Here is a 25324-nt window from a genome sequence, read left to right as displayed (position 1 = left end):
CCCGCCTTTTTCAGATACCCAGTCGCTTAGCAGCTGTAGTACAGGTCGAATTCCACCGGGTGGGTGGTCATGCGAACCTTGTTGACTTCGTCCATCTTCAGTTCGATGTAGGACTCGATCCATTCGTTGGAGAAGACACCGCCACGGGTCAGGAACTCGTGGTCAGCGGCCAGGGAAGCCAGAGCTTCTTCGAGGGAAGCGCAGACGGTCGGGATGGCTGCATCTTCTTCCGGCGGCAGGTCGTACAGGTTCTTGGAAGCCGGCTCGCCCGGGTGGATCTTGTTCTGGATACCATCCAGACCGGCCATCAGCAGCGCCGAGAAGCACAGGTACGGATTGGCGATCGGATCCGGGAAGCGGGTTTCGATACGACGGGCCTTGGTCGAGGCGACGTACGGAATGCGGATGGAAGCAGAACGGTTCTTGGCGGAGTAAGCCAGCTTGACCGGAGCTTCGTAGTGCGGAACCAGACGCTTGTAGGAGTTGGTACCCGGATTGGTGATGGCGTTCAGGGCCTTGGCGTGCTTGATGATGCCGCCGATGTAGAACAGGGCGGTTTCAGACAGACCGGCATAGCCGTCGCCAGCAAACAGGTTCTTGCCATCCTTCCAGATGGACTGGTGAACGTGCATGCCCGAACCGTTGTCGCCAACGATCGGCTTCGGCATGAAGGTGGCGGTCTTGCCGTACTGGTGAGCAACGTTGTGCACCACGTACTTCAGGATCTGGGTCTGGTCGGCACGCTTGACCAGGGTGTTGAACACGGTACCGATTTCGCACTGACCGGCAGTGGCGACTTCGTGGTGGTGAACTTCAACCGGGCAGCCGAGGGCTTCCAGGGTCAGCACCATGGCCGAACGGATGTCGTGCAGGCTGTCGACCGGAGGAACCGGGAAGTAGCCGCCCTTGACGGTCGGACGGTGGCCGGTGGCGCCGTTGCCGTCGTTCTTTTCGCCCGAACCCCAAGCCGCTTCAGCAGAATGGATCTTCAGGGAGCAGCCAGACATGTCGACATTCCATTCGACGCCGTCGAAGATGAAGAATTCGGGTTCCGGACCGAAGTAGGCGGTGTCGCCAATGCCAGAGGACTTCAGGTAGGCTTCAGCGCGCTTGGCGATGGAGCGCGGGTCGCGGTCGTAACCACGGCCATCGGTCGGATCAATCACGTCACAGGTCAGGACGACGGTGGTTTCGTCGAAGAACGGATCGATGTAGGCGGTGGACGGATCCGGGTTCAGTTGCATGTCGGAAGCTTGGATACCCTTCCAGCCAGCGATGGACGAACCGTCGAAAGCGTGACCGTTTTCGAACTTGTCTTCGCTGAAGGCGGAAACCGGCACGGTGACGTGCTGTTCTTTGCCACGGGTATCGGTGAAGCGGAAATCAACGAACTTTGCGTCATTTTCCTTGATCAGCTTGATCACGTCTTGCGGGGTTGCCATAAACGTCAGTCTCCTAAGAAAACAAGTTGCCGGACGATCCGGCGACAATCAATAAATCGAATCGCGAGGGAATTAGCAGAAAGCGTGCCAAAGGTCGGCGACCAAGTTTTGTATTTTGCCACAACGAGATGCGGGGTTTAAGCAAAGATTTAACGCACCATCAGCGTGCAAAAAACAGAACTATGCGCACTGTTTTGGTGCAAACGAGCAATTCAATGAAATACGCCGGATTTCCGGATGCGAATCCGCGAACCCGGCAAAGCGCAGCGCAGCTTTCTGAACCATCTCACCATCGGCAAAAAAGCCACTGGGGAAAAACACCTCGACCTCGATCCGGCCACCGAGATAATGCAGCACCAGCTTCTCGGGCTCCGGCAAGTCGAGCAGCAAGGGGGCCAGCTCCTGTAACACCATGGCGCGCCCCGGCAGACGGACAACGGCGACATCGCTGCCGGCATCATTCTCGGGATCGATATGCACCAGCACATCAAGCACTTCCGGATGCGCATCCAGCACCCTGGCCCGCACCGACTCGGCAATCCGGTGCCCCTCGGAAACGCTGATCCGGGCATCGACCTGAACATGCGCATCAACCAGGGCCTGGTGCGCCATGCGCCGCGTGCGCAAGGCATGCAAGCCGAGCACGCCGGGCGTCGTCCGCAGCGTCTGGCGGATGGCGGCCACTTGCGCCTCGTCCAGGCCGGTGTCGATCAATTCCTTGAGCGCCCCCCAGGCCAGCACCGCCCCCATGCGCAGGATCATGAACCCCATCAGCGCCGCGGCCAGCAGATCGAGGAAAGCCCAGCCCAGCAGGGCGCCACCGATACCAACCACGACAACCAGTGCCGAAGCCGCGTCAGCCCGCGTGTGCAGGGCATTGGCAATAAGCAGTTGCGAGCGCTGCCGTTCGGCAACGCGAATCAGATAGTGGTAGAGCCCCTCCTTGGCCAGCACCGTGATGACCGCGACCCAGAAGGCCCACATCTCGATGGGCGGCAAGGCTTCAACATGCTGCAGTCGCATGCCGGACTGCCACAGGATGCCGCCACCGATCAGGGCCAGCGAGGCGCCAAGGATCAGCGTCGCCGCGGTCTCGACCCGGGCGTGGCCATACGGATGCTCGCGATCGGCCGGCTGGGCACTTTGCCGGCTGGCGTAAATCACCAGAAAATCGGAGAGCAGATCGGAAAAGGAATGCAGACCATGCGCAACCAGGGATTGCGAATGCGCCAGCCAGCCGACCAGCAGCTGCAGCACCGTCATCATCAGATTGACGAGCACACTGATCCAGGTCGCATGCTGCGCCTCGGCGGCCCGCTCGGCCATGCTTGCCACCACCGGCGGCACGGGATGATCGCTGTCTGTCATGCCTCTACCTTATACTGTTGCGACCAACTTCAGGCAATCAAAAGACCATGGGAAAACTGACCGAGATCATCAACCTCGCCTGCGAGCGCGCCAAGGCCCTCGGCCTGCCCTACAAGGGCGCGCTGACGCCAGCCGAAGCGTACGACCTGCTCCGTCTCGCCCCCGGCGCCAAGCTGGTCGACGTCCGCACCCGGGCCGAATGGGACTGGGTCGGCCGCGTGCCGAATGCCGTCGAGATCGAGTGGAACCAGTATCCGGGCGGCGTGCGCAACCCTAATTTCCTCGCCGAACTGCAGCGTCAGGTCGACCGCGAGGCACTGGTCATGTTCCTCTGCCGCAGCGGCGCCCGCTCGGATGGCGCGGCACAGCTGGCTACCGAGAACGGCTACGGCGACTGTTACAACATCCTCGAAGGCTTCGAGGGTGACAAGGATGCGCACGGCCATCGCAATACCGTCGGCGGCTGGCGCCACGCCCGTCTGCCCTGGATGCAGGGCTGAGCAATCATCCGCCCAGGCCCTTCAGACCGGTGTAAATCGACATTGCCGTCGTGCATAGCGCGACGGCGGCGCTGCCCAGATCGCTCCAGCGGGTCAGCGACTCGGTCAGATCGCCATTGCCCAGACCGCTGATACCGGCAGCACGCAGGCGTTGAAGCGCATCCTGCCGCTTGTGGATGCGCTGTTCAAGCCAGTGATAGAGCCAGAGCCCCGTGACGAAACTAAGGCCGATGCTGGCGGCAAACTCGATGAACTCGCGGATCTCGACTGCATCCTGCGGCAGGAGCGGAACCTGATCGATCAGGGCGGTGATCGCACTCATGCCGAACACGGCGAGCAGCGCGACCACAAAAGCCAGCAGGACGCCGGGTAGCAAGCTCAAACGACTGGCCCGGGCGAAGAAAAAGCCGAAGGGCAGCGGCAGCAGCAAGGCAAAGACCCGCAGGTAAAGCACCTTGGCATCGTAGACAAACACCAGCAACCAATGCCCGAGCAAAAGGAGTAGCAGCGGCAACAGCAGACAGACCAGCGCCGTCGGCAACGCCCGCACAGGGGCGACCGGTGCGGCTTCGGCGCCTGGCGCGCCAACCGCGGCGCAACCGGCAACCTCAGACTCAGCCTGCACAGGCCGCGCCGCGAGCTGTGCCTCCAGATCGGCAATGCGCTCCAGCAGCGGTTTGACCAGGAAAAGATCACGCCGGCAAACGGCGCAAACCAGTGCCTCGTCGGCGATTTCCGAGGCGCAGTACGGGCACTTCATCTACTTGAGCACGTTGAGCATCAGTACGACCTGACTGCTGCGACCTTCGGTGTCCTGCACAATGATCTGGATCTGGTGTTCGCCGGGTGGCGTTTCGGCCCCCGGCAGATCGAGGCCGCTTTCGCTGAGGCCGGTTTTGACCCGCGGCAGCAGGTCGACCGGTTTGGCCTTGAGATAGATCACCTTGGTCGCCGCCGGATCGATCTTGGCGCCGCCACGGGCTTCAAAAGCCACCTTCAGGTCGAACGGCGAGCTGAGATTGGCCAGATCAGGCGTCAACACCTTGATTGCCGGCCCGCGCGTGATGCCGCGCGTCGCCAGCACACCAGCTCCGGCCGGCAATTTGGCCTCATCGGCCTTGATCAGGGTCACGGCCTCGGCCGAAAGGGCAAACAGCAAACCAGCGAGGCCGGCACCCAGCATTTTCAATGTCGACATTTGCTACTCCTCTCAATCGCCCACCAGGACAAAGGGGGCCCAGAACAGCGGGTGAGCATAACTGAAAAGCGGCTTGCCCGTCTTGCCGTCCAGCTTGCCGGGACCGTCCACCATGGCGAGCATCGCCTGGCGCAGCGCCTCTGCCTTGCCCAGGGCATTATCAGCCGACTGCCGGCGGAACAGGTCGGTCATCAGGCCGCGCGCCGCCTCGGTTTCGACCGGCCAGTTGGAGACCAGCAAGGCGCGCGCGCCGGCATAGAAAAAGGCGCGCCCGAGGCCGGACACCGCTTCGCTGCCGGAGCCTTCGCCGGCCGCGGTATTGCAGGCCGAAAGCACGACCCAGTCAGCATTGAGCTTGAGCGAGAGGATTTCCTCCTGGGTGAGCAGGCCATCGCCGCTGCCGCCGCTGACCCCCGGTGCGCTCAGGGCGAGCGCCGGCTGGCTCAGGCCATTCAGTTCGCCGGGAACCAGGCCGTGCGTGGCAAACATGACGACCCGGCGATTGGCCAGGTTGGCGGCAAAAACAGCTTTTTCGCTGGCGCTCTGATTGAGGAAAATATCGCGCGCCGGATCGGCACCAAGCGCCTTGGCAATCTCGCGAATTTCCTCGGCGGTATCGGGCAGGCGCGGCAAAAGAGCCAGTTCGGCGGAGTCGACCGCCTGGGTGCGCGGCACGTTGCGCCGTTGCAGCGGCAGGCCGCGCATTGCCACCTGTACGGTCGACGCCTTTTTTGCGGCCATTTTGCCGGCCTCGCTCGCCTGCTCTTCACTGAAATAGGGGTCGCCGAAACCGATGAAAGGCAGCCGGTCGGCAGCCCCGGGCGGCAAGCGGCGCAGGCTGGCCAGCGCCGTCACCGACGGCAGTTGCGCCACCGCCATCAGGCGCATCAGCCAGGGCACCTGGCGATAGCCGGCAAAGATCACGCCGCCCTTCGCCGGTTGCGGCGTTGCCGCCGTGACCAGCAGGGAAAGCGGCAACTGGCCAAGCTCACCGTGCGGCACGGCGAGCAGCGTCGTCGCCCCGTGCAGCAATTCGCTGACCGGACCAAACAGATCGCGATAGAGCTGATGTGCCAGCACCGTGTCGAAAGCCGGAATCTGCTCGACGGTCGGCGCCTCGGCATCGAGTGCCCGACGCAGCCTGGCGACGGCCGCCGCCATCTTCGCCTGATCAGTCGGCAAGGCGGCAAAGCGGCTGCGCCCGTCGGCGGCAATCGCCCAGACCTGCGCGCCTTTCTGGCCGAAATACCAGGACAGCATCACTTCGCCCGGATGCAGCATTTTGCTCACATCCAGCATGTTGACCGGTGGCGGATCGACCAGACGGGCGTATTCCGGGAAACGCTGGCTGATTTCCTTCTTCAGCCGGCTCCGCGTCTGCTTGAGGCTCTCGATATCGGCCCGGATCTTGGCCTGAATGGCCGGCAATTGCTGTTCCGGCGAGGCCGAAAGCAACTGGCTGAGCAGATCATTGAGGGAATTGCTGCGGCGCTGGGCGTCCTGTTCGTCACGCGCCAGCTGGGCAAGATCGGGGTCGCTGATCGAGGCGCGCGCCGCACTGCGGGTCAACGCCCGCTGCACCGAACTGCCACGCGCCAGGTCGGCCATCACGAAAGCCTCGTTGGCGGCATCGAAGCCATCCGGCAGGCTGGCCGTGCCCTGCATGTCGGCGAGCAGGCGGATATAGCGCTCGAGAATGCCGATCAGGCGCTGCTGCCGGCGCAGGCTGCCGGTTTCCGCCTCGCTGTCGCTGCGCAGGCGCTCGACCAGCACCGGCAGGGCCTGACGGAAGGCCGCCAGCGCCGTCACCCGGTTGCCCTGATCAGCCAGCGCCATCGCGTAGAAGGCGCGAATTTCGGAGGTACGCAAAGCCTTTTCACCCATCTGCTTGCGCGTCCGCTCCAGCATCTCGGAGGCCATGCGCTCCGCCAGTTCGGGTTTGCCGCTGCGCAAATACGCCTGCACCACGTCAAGATCACCGCGTGCCACCTGAGCCAGCAGCTCCGGGGTATTCTCGGCCGCCTTGCGGATCCTCTCGTAAATCTGCAGCGCCTTGGCATCGTTGCCCAGCGCCACCTGCGCCGCCAGATTGGCGCGCAAGGCGCCGAGGACAGCTAGTGAATGCGGCGCCGCACCGCTCGCCAGGACGGTATCAAGGGCCGCCTCGGAGAGTTTGGCCGATTCGGCGTAACGCCCCTGCTCGGCGATAACACTGGCCAGCACGCGCAGACCGCGCGCCACATCCGGCGACGAGCGGCCGGCCCGCTTCAACGTGTGTTCGATCGCCGACCGCGCCATCGCCTCGGCCTCGACCAGTTTGCCCTGATTGAGCAGCACTTGCGCCAGGCTGCGCTCCAGCCCCTCGGCCGACTGCTGCATTCCTTCCGGCGACGGCGCATCGCGGCCGGCCGCCCGCAGCGCCGGCAAATCGGCCAGGGCTAGCTGGTTTTCCCGCTGACTCTTGCGGAAAGCCGCTACGGCCTCGACCGTCTTGCCGGCCATGGCAAAATATTCGCCGCGCGCCTTCTCGTAGGAACTCAACCAGAAATGCGAACGGCTCGTCCAGCTCTTGCTGGTCCGGAGTGCATTGAGCGTTGCCTCAAGTTTGTCGAGACTCTGCTTCGCCATCTCGAAATCGCCGATCTGCGACGCCATACCCACCATCTGCCCATAGGCGCCGATCAGTTGCCCCTGATTGTTCTGCGGTACGTGCTTGAGCGCTTCCTCGGCATAGCGCTGCGCCGACAGGAAATTGCCGCCCAGGCGCTCGGCCTGGGCCAGGCCGCGCATGGCACGGGAAAACTCCGGATCACCGCTTTGCCCATACTGGATGGCAAGCGTCAGGTCGTCGATCTGCTGCTGCACCTGGCCCAATTCCGCTGCCGCCTGGGCGCGCCGCCAGTAGAAGTCGAACAACTGCTTGCGATCCTCGCCCTGCGGCACCGGCGCCTCGGCCACGGCGCGCAACTTGCGCAGCAGATCATCGTTTTGCCGGTAGTCGGCCAGCATCCGCGTGATGTCGTTGATCGAACGCGGCGGCGGCCGAATCGCCGCTTCATCGACGCCGGGCTCGGCTACCAGCTCGGCAGCCTGGACACTCAGCCCGGCGGCCAGCAGCATGGCAGCGAAACAGCGATGATAGAATCTTTCCCCAAGCATGTTGCCTCTCCTAGGCGCCGTCATTCTGGCAGCTTAACCTTCGAAAAGAATCCAATGCAAGCCGATCAGCCCCTCGTATTCGCCCCCTTCAACAACCTGTCCGATGAGGCCTGCCAGGAACGCATCCGCGTTGCCCGCGCCAAGCTCGGCAAGAAGGCGGTCATCCTCTGCCATCACTACCAGCGCGCCGACATCTACCAGCACGCCGACCTGACCGGCGACTCGCTGAAGCTGTCGCGCCTCGCCTCGCAGACCGATTCCGAATACGTCATCTTCTGCGGCGTGCATTTCATGGCCGAAGTCGCCGACATCATGACCGCACCGCACCAGACCGCCATCCTGCCCGATCTCGCGGCCGGCTGCTCGATGGCCGACATGGCCAACCTGGCCAAGGTCGAACGCTGCTGGCGCGAACTGAACGAAGTGCTGAATGCCGAAGAGGAAGTCACGCCGGTCACCTACATCAACTCGGCGGCCGATCTGAAAGCTTTCTGCGGCGAGCATGGCGGCATCGTCTGCACGTCATCGAATGCCGGCACCATCGCCAAATGGGCCTTCGAGCGTCGTCCGAAAGTGCTGTTCTTCCCCGACCAGCATCTCGGACGGTGGACCGGCCACAACATGGGCATTCCGATGGACGAGATGGTCGTCTGGGACCCCGACCTCGAACTCGGCGGCCTGACCCCGGCCCAGATCAAGAAGGCGAAGATCCTGCTCTGGAAAGGCCATTGCTCGGTGCACCAGATGTTCCAGAAGTCGCACATCGACGCCTTCCGCGCCAAGTATCCGGAAGGCAAGGTCATCGCCCACCCGGAATGCAATTTCGAAGTCTGCGCCGCCTCCGATTACGTCGGCTCGACCGAACACATCGTCAAAATCATCAAGGAAGCGCCGGAAGGCACGCGCTGGCTGGTCGGCACCGAACTCAACCTGGTCGACCGCCTGGCCAAGGAAGTCCTGCCGCAGAACAAGATCGTCCAGTTCATGGCGACCACCATCTGCATGTGCTCGACCATGCAGCGCATCGACCCGCAGCATCTGGCGTGGACGCTGGAAAACCTGGTCGACGGCAAGGTCGTCAATGCGATCAAGGTGCCGGAACACGAAGCGGTCCTCGCCAAGCTCGCCCTCGACCGCATGCTGGCGATCTCCTGAGCCAATGACCCAGCCCGCCCTGCATATCGCCACCTTCAACATCCACAAGGGCTTTTCCCAGTTCAACCGGCGGATGATGGTGCATGAGTTGCGCGAGCGCCTGCGCGACCTCAACCCCGACATCGCCTTTCTGCAGGAAGTGCAGGGCCTGCACCTCGGCCATGCCGAAAACCACGACAACTGGCCGGGCGAACCGCAGCACGAATTCCTCGCCGAGGATGTCTGGCCGGACTGCGCCTACGGCCGCAACATGATTTACGACCACGGCCACCACGGCAACGCCATCCTGTCGCGCTTTCCCATCCTGCACTCACACAACCAGGACGTCACCCACCTGCAGTTCGAAAAGCGCGGCCTGCTGCATTGCCGCATCGAACTGCCGAGCGGCCCGGCGGCGCATTGTGTCTGCGTGCACCTGTCGCTGTTCGGCTATTCGCGCCAGCGCCAGCTCACCGCACTCGCCGATTATCTCGACAAGCGTTGCGAACCGAACGCACCGCTGATCATCGCCGGCGACTTCAACGACTGGCGCAACCGGGCCGGCGACCATCTCGCCCAGCGTCTCGAATTGACCGAGATCTTCAGCAACAGCAAGGGCACGCCGGCACGCAGCTTCCCGGCGGCGCTGCCGATGTTCCGCCTCGACCGCATCTACGTGCGCGGCTTCAATGTCGTGCGCACCGAGGTACATCACGGCCATCCGTGGTCGAGCATTTCCGACCACGCCGCGCTGTCGGCCTCGCTGACCAGGCATGCCGACTGAGTTCGTCCCGGGCAACCGCTTGCGGCTGCTCAACTCGGGCGCGGACTATTTCCCCGCCCTGCTCGCCGAGCTCGCGGCAGCGCGCAGCGAGATCTATCTCGAAAGCTACATCTTCGCCGACGACGAAGTCGGCCATGCTGTCGCCGATGCGCTGTGTCGCGCCGCCGAACGCGGCGTCCAGGTCAGCGTGACGGTCGACGGCTTCGGCGGGCGCAATTTCAGCCACGACTTCATGCCGCGCCTGGCCGCCGCCGGCGTGCGCGCCATGCTCTACCGCAAGGAAATCGGCCCCTTCCACTTCCGCCGTCATCGCCTGCGCCGCCTGCACCGCAAGCTGGTCGTGATCGATGCGCGCATCGCCTTCGTCGGTGGCATCAACATCGTCGACGACAACAACGCGCCGGACGAGATGCGGCCGCGCTACGACTACGCGGTGCGCGTCGAAGGCCCGGTTCTCGAGCAGGTGCACCGGGCCGTGCGCCGCCTCTGGGAAATCGTCGCCTGGGTCAATTTCAAGCGCCGCCTGCGCCTCGCCGCGCCGCTCACCGCCTGTTGCGAAGCGGCCGGAACGCAGGCTGCGGCCTTCCTGGTCCGCGACAACATCCGGCATCGCAACGACATCCTCAATGCCTATATCGCGGCGATCAACGACGCGCAGCACGAGATCCTGATCGCCAACGCCTATTTCCTGCCCGGCTTCCGCTTCGGGCTGGCGCTGCAGGCGGCGGCACGGCGCGGCGTCAAGGTCACCGTGCTGCTCCAGGGCAAGACCGACCATCCGCTGCTGCGCTTTGCAACGCAGGCACTGTACGTTGCCGTGCTGGAGAGCAATATCCGCATCTTCGAGTACGAAAAAAGCTTCATGCATGCCAAGGTCGCGGTCATCGACGGCGAATGGGCGACGGTCGGCTCCTCCAACATCGACCCGTTCAGCCTGCTGCTCGCCAAGGAAGCCAATCTCTTCGTGCGCGATGCCGGGTTTGCCAATGAATTGCGCGCCAGCCTGAACACCGCGCTCGCCGACGGCGCCCGCGAGGTGCTGGCCGACGGCTTTGCCCGCCAGCCCTTCCACTCCAAGCTGCTGCGCTGGCTGAGCTACGGCATGGTCCGCCTGCTGGTCGGTCTGACCGGCTACGGCCCGCGCCACTGGCGGGCCGACGAGGAAACGCCGGGGCTCAGCCCGGAGCCGCCGGAACAATAGACGGCGTGCGCGGCAGCGCCGCAAACGACCAGTGGGCAAAAGCCCAGGCCCAGACTTCCGGCACCGACGCCCGTGCCAGTTCTGCCGGCACCGGCTGGCCGAGAAAACGCAGGGCGGCACACAGGCTGGCTGCCGCGGCCGCCTGCTCGAGCGCTGGCGCCAGCGTCTGCTTCGACAATTTCTCGCCAGCCGCATTACTCGCCACCGGCAGGTGCGCGTAAGCCGGCGTGGCGAAGCCGAGACAGCGTTGCAGCCAGATCTGGCGCGGCGTCGAGGCAAGCAGATCGGCCCCGCGCACGATGTCGGAAATGCCCTGAAAATCGTCGTCGACCGTCACGGCCAGCTGGTAGGCGAACAGGCCGTCGGCGCGGCGCAGCACGAAATCGCCGACATCGCGCGCCAGTTGCTGCTCCTGCCGGCCCTGCACCCGGTCGACGAAGGAAATCGCGGCATTTTCAACGCGCAGACGCCAGGCTCGCGCCGCCCGTCCCGGCGCCAAACCGGCCCGGCAGGTGCCGGGATAGACCATGCCGCCGTCGGCCGCCGGACGCGTTGCCGAGTCGGCGATCTCCTTGCGCGAACAGGCGCAGGGATAAGCCAGGCCGGCCGTTTTCAACTGTTCAAGCGCCGCCGCGTAGGCCTCGAGGCGGGTGCTCTGCCAGAGCACCGGGCCGTCCCAGGCGAAACCGAAAGCCTCAAGCGTGGCGAGAATGCTGTCGGCCGCGCCCGGCACGTTGCGCGTCGTATCGACATCCTCCATGCGCAGCAGCCATTCGCCACCCTGCGTGCGCGCATCGAGATAACTGCCGACGGCAGCCACCAGCGAGCCGAAATGCAGCGGCCCGGTCGGCGAAGGGGCGAAGCGCCCGCGGTAAACGCTATTCATCGGCGCATTTTCCCGCAGCCAGACGCGCCGGCCAATGCTCGCCGAAAAATTCCCGCATCTGGCGGGCATCGCGCACCAGCAACTCGCCGCTGGCGAAATCGAACTCGGCCACCGTCGCCAGCGGCCCGCCGATGACGGCAGCGGCGTAAGTCATCAAAGCCAGGCGGCCAACGGTCAACGTGCAAGGAATATCGATTTTGCCCTGCGCCAGACGGTCGACCGTCGCGGCGAGCGGAAAAGCGCCGCGATACAGGCCGATGGTGACGTGCGGCGTGTAGGAGAAACCAGGCTCGCCGGCCGCCGAACCAAGGCTCCGGCGCAGGCCGGCAATGCCGCCGGCCGGATCGCGCACCGCCAGGTAGGCGGCCGAGGCAAAACTGGCCGGCGCACCGATTTCAATGGCGAAGGCCGCCGGCCGCACCCGGCGCAGCGCCGCGACCTCGGCCGCCAGGCGGTCGACACCGTAATCATCGGCAAAATCAGCCTGCGCCTTCGGGAAGCCGCACAAATGCACGGTCAGGTGCGGCTGTCGGCAATAGCCGGGGAGCAGTTGCTCAGCCACCGGCGCACAGGCGGCAGCGACCCGCTGGCACACCTCCGGCACGTCGACGTCGAGCGCCCATACCGCATAACGCGTCCGGCCGCGCCGCCACTCGACAAAGTCGCGCGCTTCGCTGGGCTGCGTCAAAAGTTCGGCGGATTCAGGCAAGACAAGGATCTCCGGAAGATTGCCGGGCGCAGCAGGAAGGTGCGGCGCGGCCGGGCATTATCCCGCGCCGGAATAAATTTGGCCCGTTCGGTCAATAATCTTGACGAACACCCCGCCTTACCGGCTATAATCCGCGCCCTTTCGCGTTCTTAGCTCAGTTGGTAGAGCGTCGCCCTTACAAGGCGAATGTCGGCGGTTCGACCCCGTCAGGACGCACCAGGGCTCTGGTGGTGAAATTGGTAGACACGCTATCTTGAGGGGGTAGTGCCGTAAGGTGTGCGAGTTCGAGTCTCGCCCAGAGCACCAATAAGCAGTTCAAAGAAGTCCAAGCAAGTCCGCAAAACCCGCCTCTGTGCGGGTTTTTTGTTGGTTTTTCGTCCAGATTCGTCTAGCATCGTCTTACCAAATCCGGGCCTTTGTGGGGGTAACTCTGGGGGTAACAGCACCTACCCCCAAGGGTGTTACCCCCAAGCACTTACCCCCACAGGCTACGGCGTCACCTGGAGCGACCGCCATGCCTCTGACCGATACCGCCATCCGCACCGCCAAACCAGCCGAAAAGCCCTACAAGCTGGCCGACGAAAAAGGGCTGTTCCTGCTGCTCAACCCGAACGGCTCGAAATGGTGGCGTTTGAAATTCCGGGTCGACGGCAAGGAGAAGCTGCTTTCCCTCGGCACCTATCCGGAAATCGGACTGAAGAAGGCCCGCGAAGAGCGCGACAAGGCCCGCACGATGCTGGCCGAAGGGATTGACCCCAGCCAGCACAGGAAAGCAGCCAAGGCGACGAGAGAACTACTTGCAGCCAACAGCTTCGAGGTGATCTGCCGCGAATGGCTGGAGTACAAGCGGAGCAACATCGAGGAAGCGCAGTACAAAAAGGCACTGGCCCGCCTGGAGAAGGATGTGTTTCCCTGGATGGGCAAACGGCCTATAACCGACATTACCGCTCCCGAAGTGCTGGCCGTGCTGCGCCGCATCGACGAGAGAGGCGCCCGATACACCGCCCACAAAGCAAAAAGCGAAATCAGCCAGTGCTTCCGCTACGCCATCGCCACCGGCCGCGCCGAGCGTGACCCATGCCCTGACCTGAAAGGCGCCATTCCCGCCCCCAAGACAGAGAACCTGCCATCGATCACAGAGCCGGCGCACGTCGGCGAACTGCTGCGGGCCATCGATGGATTCCAAGGCACGTTCGTCGTGAAGTGCGCGCTCGAGATTGCCCCGCGGGTATTCACCCGCCCCGGCGAACTGCGCAAGGCCGAATGGGCAAGCTTCGACCTGGACAAAGCGGAATGGCGTTACTTCGTCACCAAGACCAAGACAGAGCATCTGGTGCCCCTCGCCTCGCAAGTCGTGGCCGCCCTGCGAGAACTGCACGCACTGACCGGGCACGGCCGCTATGTTTTCCCGGGGCGAGACCCACAAAAGCCAATGAGCGATGCAGCGGTAAATGCAGCCCTTCGCCGGATGGGCTACGACACCAAGACCGAAATCACCGGCCATGGCTTCCGGGCAATGGCCCGCACCATCCTGCATGAAGAGCTGCACCAGAAACCGGAAGTCATCGAACACCAGCTGGCGCACCAAGTATCTGATGCCCTGGGCACGGCCTACAACCGCACCAAGTTCCTCAAAGAACGCAAAGCGATGATGCAGCTATGGGCGGACTATCTTGACAAGCTCAAGGCGGGGGCAGAGGTCATTCCGCTGCACGGAAGCGCAGCATGATCGCCGCCCATCGATAGGAAAGCGGCTCTTTCGCCCCCTTTTTTATGTTGTGCGAACTGTGCGAGAAGACGTTCCATCTGTCACATTTCGCCACCCTTTTGCTGTACGGATTGTACGGTTTGCCTCTGCTTTTTTTGGGTTGCAACCTGCTACTTTTGCTGCCTCCCGTCGGTCACGATGGCACTAATATCGCACTAAGTATCATCGCCGCACTGCTTTCAGGGTCGATGGCGTTTGATTTTCATTGATAAAAATTCAAACCCTTTTTTTACTGTCCTGATTGTCCTTTTTGCCGGACTCCGGCATCAATCAGTATCCGTTCGGATATGGTGGATTCCGTGGATACCGAAGTGGATACCTCGCGTTTGGAAACCCGTCGATTTGCTGCGTACCGGGCTGCGCACCTCGGGCCTGGATTCAATCCTGCCCCGAGGCCAACCCTGAAATCAAGTTTTATCCAGGTGTATGACTTGGGTTTTGCTTCTTCGGCCGCCCACCCTTCCGCCCATTGATTCGAGCCTGTTCCTTGCCGGCATCGGTCTTTGGTCCGGTTGAACACCCGCCGTGCCACTTGCACCGCCCACCAACTCCGAGAGCCGTCTGCTTACATGGCGTTCCGGCCCTTGTCTTCGCTCCGCACGTCAAGCCGGCAAGATCCACAGCTAGGCGGGGAAACCTCGGGGGCGGGTAGGAAAAACCTCGGTGCCGCCAATCCTCGGCGATGGCATCACATTGTCGATAGTGCTCGACCAGACGCAAACGCTGCTCCCTTGTGCTCATTTCGCGCCAACGTGAGTTTTCCCGAACACCTCGCTTTTTATAGACGGTAAAAACCGCCTGTGCGCGGGAATGGGTGGAATTGAATTGCCTTGGCTGGACAAGGCTTCTGGCAATCGCTTTCCACCCGTTGCCATTACTCGCCGCCTCCCAGCCGGTAGTTTTCAAGAGCGAGAGCGGCCATTTCGTCAAGTAGACCGGATGTCACCTTGTGGAAGTAGGCATTCACCGCATGAACTGCTTCCTCGGGCGTTTTGGCTTCAATCTCCCGCCCGTTGTCCGCTGCCACTTTCATGAATGCCGGCCGAAGCCGGGTACAAACGTGCTGTACTTCGTCGTCGCTCGCACCATTGGCCCGCATGAATCGGGAAATATCGCCCTCGAATACCTTCCACTCGCGAACCGGACGGTCTGGAAGTTTGCTGATATTGGTCATTTTGTATTACTCCTATGGTTAGACGTTTCTGGTGCGCTGCGCTTCTTTGAGAGCGGCAACCAGCCCGGACTTGTTCCCGATCAGGAAGCTCTTCACGTCCCGGCTGTCCCAAGACTGGATATGGTTGTGGATATGAACCGTTCCTCCGCCAGATGATCCCCCATCATTACCAGACATGCGCCGGATCGTGTTGGCATGCTCCCGAGGCAACACCATTTCCTCTTCGTGAATCTGGGTTATCGGATTGACGCCAGACGGCACGTCGTAGCCCCCCGCTGCTGATGGCAGATTGCCGACGATGCCGGCGACCGCAGCGAAGGCCGCAGCGCCCGCGCCAACCGCGAGGAACGGGCCGACGTAAGGGATACTGGCCATTGCAGCAAACGCCCCGGCCATGGCTTCCCAGGCGCTGATCATGATCGAACTGATTGCCGAACCAAGGCGCATCATTACCGACTGTCCTGACGCCACGGTTTCGGCCGTCGTCCGGGTGGTCACCCCCGCTACGGTTGCCGCTGTTTTGGCCGTCTCTGTTGATGCATGGACGGCGGCGCCGGCTGTATCGAGGCCTTGTTTCGTTGTGAAGAACGTTCTGTAGAGCGCGGTTTGCTTGAGCAACCCAGCCGCGTAATCGACACCCTGCTTGACGACAACATCACGGACGAACATCTGGGTCAGAGACTGATAGACCCCAGCCAGCGCCTGCCGCCAGGTTTGCGCTTTGGTCAGCATGCCGGTCAGCGCCCCCGAGAACGAATTCTCCATCGATGCAAACATGTTCTTTGCCGGCATGGCCTGGGCAACATCAATCTTTCCCTCGATGGACCGCTTGTCCATCTGGTACTTCCGATAAATTTCGAGCAGTTGGTTCTGCAGCTTCTGATAGGCAACAGGATCATGGCTCGGGTCTTTTTGCATCAACGCGGCCCGCTCTTCTATTGCCTTGCGAGTGATTTCGTAGCGCTGCTGTTCGAACTGGCTGTCGAGTTGCAGAAGCTGCTCGGCATTGATTTCACCCATGTCATAGGCCTGCTCGGCGGCCTGCTGGTCAATATCGACAAGATTCGCGGACACGCGCTGCTTTTCCTCGATTTTTTCCAGGCTAAGCCCCTTTTCCTCTACAACCGCCTTCCGTAGAGACTGCAAACGAACTTCCGATGCTTTTTTTTCAATCTGCCCGCGCTCCTGCTGGCTTAGGTCCGTTCTGTTGAGCAGCTCGTCCCAATACTTCTTTTCGTCAGCAAGGGACATTTCGTAGAACTGGTGGTCCTCCAAAAATCCCGCCTTGATGTTTGAAAGCCCCGCCTCCCATGCAGGCATGCGCGACTTCTCCGCTTCTGGCTTTTTGGGGGATGGACTCGGCGTTCTCTTGATGTCGATCTTGCCTTCGTCGGACGCCATCTGGCCGCGCCCTTCGTTGCCGTAGTTTTCTCCGGCGCTGGACAGTGCGCGTGCAACCTCCAGCTCCTTGTAGGCCTTGATCTTTCGCTGGATTGCAATGATGGCTGTGTCGATACCCGAAGTCTCGGCACCTGACTTCAGATACCTGTCTCGCGCATCAAGCAGGTCGTTAAGCTCGCCGGTCAGCGAGTTGATTTTTTCGCGAGCGTTCCCGCTGCCACCAAAAGCCATGGACAACCCGCCAACAAAATCACCGATGACCTTCTGCCCAATCCGGAAACGTTCGATCACTTCATTTAGTGCGGGGAGCAGGTCGGAGACCATGGTGCGCGCGGCGCCTGCAGTTTGCGCCTTCAGCCTGTCCACCTGATCATTGAATTTCCCGGCCTCTGCGGCCGCCTTCCCGCCAATCGTTGCACCCAGTCGGTCGGACTCGTCGTACAGCTCGCGCATACCGTCGCGGCCTTGGTTAAGCAGAGGAACAAGCCGCGCGCCTGCCCTGCCGAAGCCATCAACAGCCAGGGCCGTTTTTGCTGCGCCATCCTCGAATTTCGAGAATCGATCGGCAACCTCTTCGACAACCGTTTCGACTGCCTTCAGCTTGCCAGACGTATCCACAACCGACACACCAACATCATGGAACCACGCTACCGCTGCCTTGTCGCCAGAAAGAGCATCCTGCATTTTCGCGGACATCTTCGACATGGCACCGCTCAATTCGCCGAATTCCACGCCGGAGAGCTTTGCCGCATAGCCAAGCCTGGACAACGCCTCGGTCGTCATGCCTACGCGCTCGGCCGCATCGTTCATGTCGTCCATGGAGTCAATTGCACCTTTAGCTGCTACGGCAATTGTTCCGGAGACTGCAACAAAGGCGGCGCCGATCAATACCCCGGCCCGCCCGGACGACTCGACAACACTTTCAAATGACCTGCTGTTCTCATCGTTCGCGGCTTTCACGTCGCCAGCCATTTGGGACATTCTCCCCGAAATTTTCGAGGCCTGATCCGCAAGTGCAAAACTTAGCCGATCAAGGCTTTGCCGAATTCGCTCAGTCGATTTTTCAACATCATTTGCCGCGCCATCCATCCCCGGCTTGAGGCCGGACGTTTCCGCCGAGATCCGGACATCGATCTCGTTTTGTTGGGCTGCTCCCATGGTGCTACTCCTTTTCTGGGGCATCGCCCCGATTAAACAGGCCTACCGCTTGCACAGTGGGCCTTGGTTGGTTTTTCTGGGGGCGGGCCGCGCCCTTGGGTGCGCGCCCATCCGTTTGGCCGCCACACGCCACGCGGCGCAATTTCCAGAGCAACGCCAATGCATCGCAAGGGTGTGAAATGTTGAGAGCCTTGATTGCCCCAACCGCCCCCTCTTCTGCAGACTTTTCCGGCAGCAGGTAGCAGTAGGGCGGTACCTGGCCGGCGGTGATGGTCTGGGGCACTGCGTTGCACTTCATCGTTGAGCCTCCTTGGTGTTGATCCGGATGGCCTCGGCCTCGATATGGAAGAAGTCAGCCCAGAGGCTGTAGCGCTCTTCGTGGTCGTCGATGGCCGCCGGGATTTCGACACCCGCCGCGACAATCACCGTGTAACCGGCTCGCAACTGATCGGGGCCCGGCGCCAGGTCGCGGCGCAGCATCTCCTTGAAGTCCTCCATGTCGGCCGGCGTGAATTCGCCCCTGCGCACGCGGTCGACCGCCCACGTGTCGAAGTCGTCGCGAAATTTTCGGGTGACAGTCGCCATCAGAATTCCACCTCATCGGTTTCAGCCATCAGCGCCATGGCCTTGGGTTGATCTGCTGCGCATTGCAGGTAGGTCTGGCTGCTGCGGTCGAACCAGAGGGGAATGCGCCCCTCCCATTCGCCGTGGCGGTGCTTGCAGACGATCATCAAAGCGTCGTGTTCGGCATCCTTGTCGTGTCGCCCTTCCTCTTGCGCCAACTCCTTGCCGCGATTGCGCCAGACGCTGAAAACGTTGTCGGCCAGATCGGTGATCGAGGTTGAGCCGCGCACGTCGAATTTGCCCGGGGGCGTCAGTTCATTGGCCCCTTTCCGGCTGTGCGCCAGCAGATGAACAGCCTGTCCGGTGTCGTGGGCATGAGTGGCCAGCGCCAGCACGAACTTCTTCTGCGCGTCGTAACCGTCTTCGGCAATACCGCAACTGAGCAGGTTGTCGATGACGAAATGAGTCACCCCGTGCTGCTCCCAGCAGTACCTGGCAACGGCCAAGATCCGTTCAGGGCTGACTTCACCCATTTGGGCATAGAGCCAGAGGCGGCCATCGGTCCAAGCGTGCAAGTCGCGGACGTCGCGCGCCAGTGGTGAGTTGCTGGCGAAGGCCTGCCGGCACATCCGCTGCATCGTTGCCGCCGGCTTCATTTCCATGGAAGCGACACAGACCCTCTCGCCCTGGGCCATCAGCCCCAAAGCTACCTGGCCGATCAGCACGCTTTTCCCATGGCCAGACATGCCGGGCCAGATGCTCAGTTCGCCGCGGCGCAGGCGGACAGTGTTATGGGTCCGGCTCCAAGGCAGAGCGGCGCCGGTGACGGCGGCCGGCCGCTCGAATGCCTGGATTACCTCATCCACCCAGGCGGAGGCCGGCAGCACCATTGCTGATTCGTCAGGGCCTTGCAGGTAGGCGTCGAAATCGAAGGTGTCGTCGATCACGTTCATGCTGCCGCCCCCCAGGCTGCGCCGAAGGTACGGCGGAAGCCGGCGGTAGCCATCTCAACCAGGGCAGACTCGAATCGGTCAGCGTTCGCCATCGCCCGGCGTTTCACCTGTTCGGCAATCTGCTGCAGGCAGTCGCTGGCTGTTTCGCTTGAGCCCAGCCCGGCGAGTGCCGCACGCTGCGCTGCGCCCATGCGCCGGCCGGCTTTTGTCCGGGGGCGGTAGCCGTCGAGTAGTACGTTGATGCCGTCCTGCCGATCGGCGAACCAGACCGACAAGGAAGAAGGCGCCGCGGTATCGATCGCCTTGACGATGCCGGCAAGGTGCGGTGTGTCGGTGCTCGCCACGATCAGGACCGGCAGGGCCACCACAAAGCGCCAGTCGTAGCTGCGCGATGCCTGGGCAATGATCACCGGGTTGGTTTCGCGCAGCGGTCCGATCATGGAAACCAGCAGCATGTCGGCCGGCCGCTTTCCGGTGGAACGCAAGACGACAATCTCGGCGGCGCCGTAGGGGAGACTCTGGGCTCTCATGCTGGAATCCATCCCATGGTCTCATCGAAAATTTCGTCAGCGCCCCAGCGCTTTCTGATATCGCCTGGCTTCGGCGAAGTGGTGGCCGGTGTCTGACCAGCAGCCTGCGGCGCTTCGTCTTCCCAGCGCCGGCCGTTTAGCCAGGTTGCCGGGTGCGGGATGAACTGGCCGCCATCCTTCAGCCAGTCGGCAGAGGCCTTCTGTTTATCCAAGGCTGCCATCAGGCTGGCCAGCAATTGGCCGGCTGGCTTGATCTTCTTCCAAGCCTTCAAGGCCTGGGGCTTGGCTACCTTCTTCGGGTACTGCGCCCAGAAAGTGGCGAAGCCATCATCTGCCGACTCGCTCGCCGAAGGTGAGCAAACACGACGCTGTTTTGCCGCGTCGTGTCGTGTTGACGGTTCTTGGTGGTTCACTGATGGATTGGCTGCACTGTGTTGCAGGGGTTGGCGGCAATCCTTTGCAGGGGTGGCGGCACTGTGTTGCAGCCCTGCAAAGCTTTGCACCCCTGCACTGTGTTGCAGCCCTAGCCTAGTCAGATTTACGCGGTACAGGTTTGACCCGTGCGGCCCGGCATTCGATTTGATGGACAATTCACCGGAGCCCTCAAGCGTGCGCAGGATGTACCGGCAATTACGCTCTTTCATTCGGCATTTGGCCGCCAGCGTCGCCACTGCCGGATAGGCATTTCCGTCATCGTCCGAGAAATCTGCGATTGCGAGCAACATGAGAAGGTCACTGCCGGCGTGCTGGCTGCTTTCCCACACGCGCGCCATGGTGCGAACGCTCATTTCAGACCCCTGCAGCCTTCGCGGCCATCACGCACGCCATTGCGTATTGCTCGGCGGTCAAGTGCGGCATGTTTGTCGAAATCCACTGTTTCGCAGCCTCATACGCCGCGTAGCCATGGCCGAAGGACGGAATATTCAGGTTGCGGGCGGTCATTGCGCCGCCCCCTGGTTAAGGTCAATCTCGATCTGGCCAGCAGCAGGATGGTCATCAAGGAAGCCGGGGCGCGGCCACTCAGGAGAGCCGAGCGAGTAGCTGGCCACGTTGCGCCGAACAGAACCGCGAAACTCGACGGCAGGATGGATCGTGGTCAGGATGTTGAAACCGGCGGCCCGGAGGTCATGCACACGGGCGGCCGTCTCTGGAATTGCGTGGTCAGCGGTCAGGGTGAAGGAGAGGACCGGCTGCTGTTCGCGAATCAGGCCGAGCACCTGGGCGCATTGCCCGGTGACCATCGGCGCCGTAGGTTTGTTGTCGGGGACCATGGCCGCCCCTACGCCGCAGAGATCATGGCGCGGATGTCTTCCACTCGCCACACGGTAGTGCGGGCGCCAAGTTTTACGCTTTTGGGGTACTTTCCCGACGCTACCCCGCACCACCATGCCGATTTGCTGACGGGGATTAATGCAGGGATATTGCGCTTTGCGTCGCCGATGATTTGCGGCAGGCGAAGAAAGCCGCTTTCTGGCAGTTGTTTCATTTGGATTGCTCCGTCTTGGTTAGTACGGTGCAATCCTCGTTTGTCCAGAAAAGGCTTTGAATTACCTATGCATGCAGTGGCTAGCCTGTGCATGCATAGGCTAAGTGGCCGTTACTTGCCTTTTGCAGGCCAGGGGGCAGGGTCTGGTGTATTGCGAAGAGCCTTACGCGCAGAGGCGTAATTCCATTTAAGGCCGGCAAACTCCTGTTCGGCGCAAATGTCTCTACTGCTGTAATTTCCGCTACTCCACAAGTTGCGAATCGCTTCGGCCTTTTCTCGACTGCCTCCTTTTTTTGAATGCAATGCATCGGATGCTTTCCGTCCGTGAGCGGTTTTGTAACGTGAAATAGATTGAAAAATCAGGAAGGCAATCGCCCCCGAGCTAGGTGGATTGGTTGCGATGTACTCTTCAATTTCAGGCAAGCCAAGGTCAAATAGCCTGTCAAAAAGCAGCTTTGCCTCGTCTTTCAAAGGTCGAACAGCGTCCATCGCACTCTGCGCTGCGTCGGCCATTCGCTTCATTTGCCCGGTGTATTCGGCAAGCTCGCCGGCTTCGACATTGCCGGCTTCAATATCAGCGAGCGTTGGGCATTTCCTGTTTTCCATAGCGCTCCTTCCGCGCCCTTCGTTGGGTGCCGCCCCCAAGCGGTGAAGGACTCCGCTTTTCGCCTGGCCGGGCTAGGGGGCGGCTTGCTCGGTTCTACTTCAAAACGCTCTGGTTGATCTCGAAGCCTTCGCGCACCACTTGGCCGCAGCATGGGCACTGCTCTTTGCCTTTGGTTCGCCCGATAGCCATCCTCAAGGTGCTTTCAGCGATACCAGCTTTCTCTGCTGCTGCTTTGATTGCCACGCCATCTGACACGAACTTCAAGGCCTGCTGTGTTTTCGATAGTGCCATTTCTGGTTCCCTCCATTTGTTGCCGACATGGTAACACCGTATCGCATATCGCAATACATGCTTGACATCGCACAACCTACGATATACATTACACCCATGGCAGCAAACAACGTAGCCGCAAACCAGTAAGGCCAGAACAAGGCCCCAGGGGTGAAGGGAACCAAGACACCGAGCCTTCAAGCCGCAGTTGATCGAAACACCGTTCTTTAAGCAAACCAGGATCAAAGCCCGCATCACCCGGTATCTGGCCGCTGCCAATGCGCACCGCGAGCGCAGCAGAACACAGAGGGATTTGACGGCTACCAGACCGCCGCAAATGTCTGGATGGCACCAGGGAAATGCGCATGGTAGGCCGGTGATTATCCGGGAGCCCAGCTAGCGCCCAGATGCCACAAACAACGAAGCCCGGGGGTGTCTCACCACCTCCGGGCCTCTGACCGAAACTGATCAACAGGAGATCAATCATGGCTAAGACCAATTCTACCGCCGTCGCCGCTGCGCTCACTACCAACCAGATCAAGCGCACGGTCGACAAGCTCGCCGCCCTCAAGGCACAAATCGCCAACCTCGAAACCGAGGCCGACAACTTGGTCGACCTGCTCAAGTACCAGGGCGAAGGTGTCTATTTCGGCAATGCCCACAAGTTCATGGTCGCCACCGTGACCGGCAAGCGCCTTGACTCTGCTCTGGCGCAAACCTTCCTCACACCGGCCCAGCTCTTGAAGTGCACGAAGACCACGTCGACCACCTCCGGCCGGCTGTACGCGCTGTAATCGAATCTCCGCCGCTCACCTGGGCGGCGGCAACCATGAGGGATTGATCATGAACGAACGTATGCGATTCAACCCGGCCGAGGCGGGCGCTGCCGGCCAAGCCGATGCACGCTCGCTGCTGTTATCCATCGAAGAGGGCGACATCCCGACAGGGCAGTTGAATGACGCCATCAGCGAAATCATTGCCTTGGCCATTGAAAACCGCATTGAGGAATGCGAAGCCCGAAAGACGGCGTTCTGTGAAGTCATCGGGCCTGCCCTGCGTGATGCAGTTGGTACCGCCGATCAGCTGGAAGCACTGCGGGCCAAGTGCGCATTGCTGTCGGCATCGCTTCGCCAGGCCGAAGCGCAGGCCGCCGGAATCACCGACAGCGAAGGGGGTGAACTGTGAGACACGCCATAAAACGAGCTGCAAAGCAGTCGATTGCCCACCTCGGCACTCAGCGCTTTTGTGTTCTCTACCTGAAAGATGGCAAAGAGCACAGTTCCCCTTGGTTCGGCTCGCGCAGCAGGGCACACGTTGCGCGCGAACTACTGGCGGCCAAGTACGGCCCAGCCATCGTTTACATCGACTGACCAAGCCCCCCGATTTTGACCAACTCATGGAGAAAGCCATGGAAACCTCATCTGCCTACTGCCACCATCCAGAGATTCCAATCAGCAACTTGCCGATGTGGGCGCCTTGGGTCGTTGTCGATGTCCCAAGCAATGACAACATTCCAGCCGGCCGAGCCGTTCGGCTTGGAAACTCAATGACCAAGCGGAATGCTTGGGCGGTAGCCCGGCGCGAAATGGACACTCGGCCCGAGGTCGTCGCAATGGCAGTACGGCGAGACGGCGAGTCCTTTTAACCGGATACGCCACGGCTATCGAAAGAGCACGCGCCAGGAAGGGCGTGCTCACCGCCCCCCCAAGGAGAATCAATCGTGGAAAAGAGAATTATCCGTTTGCCGGAGGTGAAGAACGCTGTCGGCCTAAGCGCAGCGACCATCTACCGCCGCATCAAGGCCGGGGAGTTTCCGGCGCAGGTAAAGCTCGGCAAGCACGCCTCTGGCTGGACTTTGTCGGAAATTGAAGACTGGATTCAAAAACAGGATGGCCACCAGTCAGACAATCACACCAAGAGCGAAAAGGCATTCGTGCCTACACAGGCCTTTACTACCTTCGCCACAACAGCAGAAATGATCAAAGCCCCCATTGGCACCGAGCTACTCCGGCCGGATGAAATAACGAAGATCACCGGCCACATGACCACCCACGATCAAGTGGCCTGGCTGACCAATAACCGGTGGCAGTTTCACACCAACAGCAAGGGCGAGGTGATCATCGGCCGGATGTATGCCCGGCTGAAAATGTGCGGTGTTGATCTGAGCGGGAACTAGCGGAACCGCCGCTCATCGTGGGGGCGGAGCTTCCCTGCCAGATGAACAACCAGACCGATCGCGGCAACGATGAGAAGCGCTGAGAGAATGATGAGATCAATCATGGATCGATTATGCTCGCGCCACAATGCCAAAGAAATACAACAAAAGTAGTACGCGCATGCATCCAAAGCTGATGCCCAACCCCTGATACAATCCGCCCCCTTCGATCCCTCCCAAGAGGGCAGCATCATCTTGGCGGGGGTAACTTTGGGGGTAACTCCAAAAATCGGAAAACGTAGACGCTTCTCTCGCAATCGATTACACACTTTGTTCGGTGCCCGCCCAGGCACCAAGTACAAGCAGTCGGAAGAAAGCCGAAACACTTGAATGAATCGAGGGTTTTGGCTTTTTTTTCGCCCATGTTGCACCCATCCGGAGCCCCCGCCATGTCCAAGAACCACAATCACCGCCAGCGCAAGAAACTTCACCTCGGGGAGTACAAGGAGCTGGGCTTCACCTTTGCCGTCGAATTCCACGAAGAGCTGGATACGGCCGCCCACGCTGCGCTGCTCGAAGCCTTCATCAGCGAAGTCATTGAAGCTCGCAAGCTGATGTGCGGCGGCAGTTTCTCCTGGGGCTTCGTTTGCCGCGACACGCGTTGCGATGCCTCGGACGAAGACCGCATCGCCGTACGCGACTGGCTGGCCGCCCGCGCCGAAATCAAGTCGGCGGAAGTCAGCGAACTGGTCGACGCCTGGCAATAAGCGCCAGCGCAAGGCGCCGCAAACGGCCGGACAATCCCGATGACTTCGGGCTTCCGGCCTTTTTTTCGTCCACCGTTCCCGGGCGCCGCACTTTGACGGCACCGCCCGAC

Annotated in this window: 28 protein-coding genes and 2 tRNA genes; 11 read left to right on the top strand and 19 right to left on the bottom strand. The window is 61.4% G+C overall.

Annotated elements, in window-relative coordinates:
- Positions 1 to 26: 26 nt before the first annotated feature.
- Positions 27 to 1442: a type I glutamate--ammonia ligase gene (gene glnA / locus KI612_RS02170; RefSeq protein ID WP_226442198.1), complete on the bottom strand. Its 1416-nt coding sequence runs from the start codon at positions 1440 to 1442 to the stop codon at positions 27 to 29.
- Positions 1443 to 1622: 180 nt separating this feature from the next.
- Positions 1623 to 2810: a cation diffusion facilitator family transporter gene (locus KI612_RS02165; protein WP_226442197.1), complete on the bottom strand. Its 1188-nt coding sequence runs from the start codon at positions 2808 to 2810 to the stop codon at positions 1623 to 1625.
- Positions 2811 to 2857: 47 nt separating this feature from the next.
- Between KI612_RS02165 and KI612_RS02160 the strand changes: the two genes are divergently transcribed.
- Positions 2858 to 3310, top strand: a complete 453-nt coding sequence (locus KI612_RS02160) for a rhodanese-like domain-containing protein (RefSeq protein WP_226442196.1) — start codon at positions 2858 to 2860, stop codon at positions 3308 to 3310.
- A 4-nt stretch (positions 3311 to 3314) separates the two neighbouring features.
- Here the strand turns inward: KI612_RS02160 and KI612_RS02155 are convergent, their stop codons facing one another.
- Genes KI612_RS02155 through KI612_RS02145 form a run of 3 tightly spaced genes read right to left on the bottom strand, consistent with a single transcriptional unit; the run spans position 3315 to position 7667 of the window.
- On the bottom strand, positions 3315 to 4070 hold the full coding sequence (locus KI612_RS02155) for a hypothetical protein (protein WP_226442195.1): 756 nt from the start codon (positions 4068 to 4070) through the stop codon (positions 3315 to 3317).
- The gene (locus KI612_RS02150) at positions 4071 to 4508 is read right to left on the bottom strand and encodes a hypothetical protein (RefSeq protein WP_226442194.1); all 438 of its coding nucleotides are present in this window, start codon (positions 4506 to 4508) and stop codon (positions 4071 to 4073) included.
- A 12-nt stretch (positions 4509 to 4520) separates the two neighbouring features.
- The gene (locus KI612_RS02145; protein WP_226442193.1) at positions 4521 to 7667 is read right to left on the bottom strand and encodes a CHAT domain-containing protein; all 3147 of its coding nucleotides are present in this window, start codon (positions 7665 to 7667) and stop codon (positions 4521 to 4523) included.
- Between the two features lie 54 nt (positions 7668 to 7721).
- Here KI612_RS02145 and nadA point away from each other — a divergent pair, with 54 nt between their 5' ends.
- Genes nadA through clsB form a run of 3 tightly spaced genes read left to right on the top strand, consistent with a single transcriptional unit; the run spans position 7722 to position 10786 of the window.
- On the top strand, positions 7722 to 8822 hold the full coding sequence (nadA, locus tag KI612_RS02140; RefSeq protein WP_226442192.1) for a quinolinate synthase NadA: 1101 nt from the start codon (positions 7722 to 7724) through the stop codon (positions 8820 to 8822).
- 4 nt (positions 8823 to 8826) lie between these two features.
- On the top strand, positions 8827 to 9585 hold the full coding sequence (locus KI612_RS02135; RefSeq protein ID WP_226442191.1) for an endonuclease/exonuclease/phosphatase family protein: 759 nt from the start codon (positions 8827 to 8829) through the stop codon (positions 9583 to 9585).
- Positions 9575 to 10786 carry a cardiolipin synthase ClsB gene (gene clsB, locus KI612_RS02130; RefSeq protein WP_226442190.1) on the top strand — a complete coding sequence of 404 codons (1212 nt, stop codon included), beginning with the start codon at positions 9575 to 9577 and terminating at the stop codon, positions 10784 to 10786. Before KI612_RS02135 ends, clsB begins: the two co-directional genes overlap by 11 nt.
- Here clsB and gluQRS read toward each other — a convergent pair.
- Positions 10761 to 11672, bottom strand: coding sequence for a tRNA glutamyl-Q(34) synthetase GluQRS (gluQRS, locus tag KI612_RS02125; protein WP_226442189.1), 912 nt, complete (start codon positions 11670 to 11672; stop codon positions 10761 to 10763). The genes clsB and gluQRS overlap by 26 nt on opposite strands.
- A complete protein-coding gene (locus tag KI612_RS02120) occupies positions 11665 to 12381 on the bottom strand; it encodes a 2'-5' RNA ligase family protein (protein ID WP_226442188.1) in 717 nt (238 codons plus the stop codon). Before KI612_RS02120 ends, gluQRS begins: the two co-directional genes overlap by 8 nt.
- Before the next feature lie 143 nt (positions 12382 to 12524).
- On the opposite strand from KI612_RS02120, the gene KI612_RS02115 reads away from it, so the two are divergent.
- The 3 genes from KI612_RS02115 to KI612_RS02105 all read left to right on the top strand — a co-directional run bounded on the left by KI612_RS02115 (position 12525) and on the right by KI612_RS02105 (position 14110).
- Positions 12525 to 12600, top strand: a tRNA-Val gene (locus tag KI612_RS02115).
- A gap of 2 nt (positions 12601 to 12602) precedes the next feature.
- A tRNA-Leu gene (locus tag KI612_RS02110) sits at positions 12603 to 12687 on the top strand.
- 208 nt (positions 12688 to 12895) lie between these two features.
- Positions 12896 to 14110, top strand: coding sequence for a tyrosine-type recombinase/integrase (locus KI612_RS02105; protein ID WP_226442187.1), 1215 nt, complete (start codon positions 12896 to 12898; stop codon positions 14108 to 14110).
- 453 nt (positions 14111 to 14563) lie between these two features.
- Here KI612_RS02105 and KI612_RS19915 read toward each other — a convergent pair whose 3' ends face one another.
- The 12 genes from KI612_RS19915 to KI612_RS02050 all read right to left on the bottom strand — a co-directional run bounded on the left by KI612_RS19915 (position 14564) and on the right by KI612_RS02050 (position 22313).
- On the bottom strand, positions 14564 to 14890 hold the full coding sequence (locus tag KI612_RS19915; RefSeq protein WP_404818089.1) for an HGGxSTG domain-containing protein: 327 nt from the start codon (positions 14888 to 14890) through the stop codon (positions 14564 to 14566).
- Positions 14891 to 15023: 133 nt separating this feature from the next.
- Positions 15024 to 15323: a hypothetical protein gene (locus KI612_RS02100; protein ID WP_226442186.1), complete on the bottom strand. Its 300-nt coding sequence runs from the start codon at positions 15321 to 15323 to the stop codon at positions 15024 to 15026.
- Between the two features lie 18 nt (positions 15324 to 15341).
- Positions 15342 to 17882: a phage tail tape measure protein gene (locus KI612_RS02095; RefSeq protein ID WP_226442185.1), complete on the bottom strand. Its 2541-nt coding sequence runs from the start codon at positions 17880 to 17882 to the stop codon at positions 15342 to 15344.
- Positions 17883 to 18176: 294 nt separating this feature from the next.
- Positions 18177 to 18467 (bottom strand): hypothetical protein, encoded by a 291-nt coding sequence (locus tag KI612_RS02090; protein WP_226442184.1) that lies wholly within the window; start codon positions 18465 to 18467, stop codon positions 18177 to 18179.
- Positions 18467 to 19399, bottom strand: coding sequence for a DnaB-like helicase C-terminal domain-containing protein (locus KI612_RS02085; protein WP_226442183.1), 933 nt, complete (start codon positions 19397 to 19399; stop codon positions 18467 to 18469). Before KI612_RS02085 ends, KI612_RS02090 begins: the two co-directional genes overlap by 1 nt.
- Entirely contained in the window at positions 19396 to 19929 is a 534-nt protein-coding gene (locus KI612_RS02080; protein ID WP_226442182.1) for a hypothetical protein, read from the bottom strand. The genes KI612_RS02085 and KI612_RS02080 overlap by 4 nt, the downstream gene beginning before the upstream one ends.
- Complete coding sequence (locus tag KI612_RS02075) at positions 19926 to 20717, bottom strand: helix-turn-helix domain-containing protein (RefSeq protein WP_226442181.1); 792 nt, start codon at positions 20715 to 20717, stop codon at positions 19926 to 19928. Before KI612_RS02075 ends, KI612_RS02080 begins: the two co-directional genes overlap by 4 nt.
- A 1-nt stretch (position 20718) precedes the next feature.
- Entirely contained in the window at positions 20719 to 20871 is a 153-nt protein-coding gene (locus KI612_RS02070; protein ID WP_226442180.1) for a hypothetical protein, read from the bottom strand.
- The gene (locus tag KI612_RS02065) at positions 20868 to 21200 is read right to left on the bottom strand and encodes a helix-turn-helix domain-containing protein (RefSeq protein ID WP_226442179.1); all 333 of its coding nucleotides are present in this window, start codon (positions 21198 to 21200) and stop codon (positions 20868 to 20870) included. Before KI612_RS02065 ends, KI612_RS02070 begins: the two co-directional genes overlap by 4 nt.
- 8 nt (positions 21201 to 21208) lie before the next feature.
- The gene (locus KI612_RS02060) at positions 21209 to 21415 is read right to left on the bottom strand and encodes a helix-turn-helix transcriptional regulator (RefSeq protein ID WP_226442178.1); all 207 of its coding nucleotides are present in this window, start codon (positions 21413 to 21415) and stop codon (positions 21209 to 21211) included.
- Between the two features lie 111 nt (positions 21416 to 21526).
- Positions 21527 to 22021 (bottom strand): hypothetical protein, encoded by a 495-nt coding sequence (locus KI612_RS02055; protein ID WP_226442177.1) that lies wholly within the window; start codon positions 22019 to 22021, stop codon positions 21527 to 21529.
- A gap of 94 nt (positions 22022 to 22115) precedes the next feature.
- Positions 22116 to 22313, bottom strand: coding sequence for a hypothetical protein (locus tag KI612_RS02050; RefSeq protein ID WP_226442176.1), 198 nt, complete (start codon positions 22311 to 22313; stop codon positions 22116 to 22118).
- A 464-nt stretch (positions 22314 to 22777) separates the two neighbouring features.
- On the opposite strand from KI612_RS02050, the gene KI612_RS02045 reads away from it, so the two are divergent.
- The 4 genes from KI612_RS02045 to KI612_RS02030 all read left to right on the top strand — a co-directional run bounded on the left by KI612_RS02045 (position 22778) and on the right by KI612_RS02030 (position 25214).
- Positions 22778 to 23086, top strand: coding sequence for a hypothetical protein (locus KI612_RS02045; protein ID WP_226442175.1), 309 nt, complete (start codon positions 22778 to 22780; stop codon positions 23084 to 23086).
- A 49-nt stretch (positions 23087 to 23135) separates the two neighbouring features.
- Positions 23136 to 23477 carry a hypothetical protein gene (locus tag KI612_RS02040; RefSeq protein WP_226442174.1) on the top strand — a complete coding sequence of 114 codons (342 nt, stop codon included), beginning with the start codon at positions 23136 to 23138 and terminating at the stop codon, positions 23475 to 23477.
- Between the two features lie 535 nt (positions 23478 to 24012).
- Positions 24013 to 24468 (top strand): helix-turn-helix transcriptional regulator, encoded by a 456-nt coding sequence (locus KI612_RS02035; RefSeq protein ID WP_226442173.1) that lies wholly within the window; start codon positions 24013 to 24015, stop codon positions 24466 to 24468.
- A gap of 428 nt (positions 24469 to 24896) precedes the next feature.
- The gene (locus tag KI612_RS02030) at positions 24897 to 25214 is read left to right on the top strand and encodes a YggL 50S ribosome-binding family protein (protein ID WP_226442172.1); all 318 of its coding nucleotides are present in this window, start codon (positions 24897 to 24899) and stop codon (positions 25212 to 25214) included.
- The last annotated feature ends 110 nt before the right edge of the window (positions 25215 to 25324 follow it).

Origin of the sequence: Quatrionicoccus australiensis, from assembly GCF_020510525.1 — a bacterium.
GTDB classification, from domain to species: domain Bacteria; phylum Pseudomonadota; class Gammaproteobacteria; order Burkholderiales; family Rhodocyclaceae; genus Azonexus; species Azonexus australiensis_B.
The sequence above is the reverse complement of the archived record's forward strand: the minus strand, read 5'-3'. Positions and strand labels throughout refer to the sequence as shown.